Source organism: Mycobacterium sp. 94-17, assembly GCF_035617725.1.
Lineage (GTDB): Bacteria > Actinomycetota > Actinomycetes > Mycobacteriales > Mycobacteriaceae > Mycobacterium.
In genome coordinates, this window is the sequence record NZ_JAPIYN010000105.1 from 1 (window position 1) to 371 (window position 371).

At 73.9% G+C, this 371-nt stretch carries 1 protein-coding gene; it reads right to left on the minus strand.

Translation table 11 applies throughout. From position 1 onward, the window contains the following. On the minus strand, positions 1-371 hold a 371-nt coding region (locus OQ789_RS25865; RefSeq protein WP_324689278.1), incomplete at both ends, for a condensation domain-containing protein.

The window sequence follows — 371 nt, forward strand, 5'->3', positions numbered from 1 at the left end:
AAGAACCCCACCAGGTCGTCGAGCGCGGGGTCGCGCCGGCCCGCGATCGGGAAGCCCACCGCCACATCGGAACTCGCGCTCACCTTGGACAGCAGCACCGCCAGGGCGGCCTGCACCACCATGAAGCTGGTGGCGTTGTGCTCGCGGGCCAGCCCCGCGACCTGCTGCTGCAGCTCGGCCGGCCAGTCCACGTCGACGGCCGCACCGCGCTGGTCGGCCACCGCAGGGTAGGGCCGGTCGGTGGGCAGCTGCAGCCGCTCCGGCATCCCGGCCAGCGCGTCGCGCCAGTAGGCCAGCTGCGCGCCGATGCGGCTGCCGCCGTCGGCAAGCTCGCCGAACTGGGCGCGCTGCCACAGCGTGTAGTCGACGTA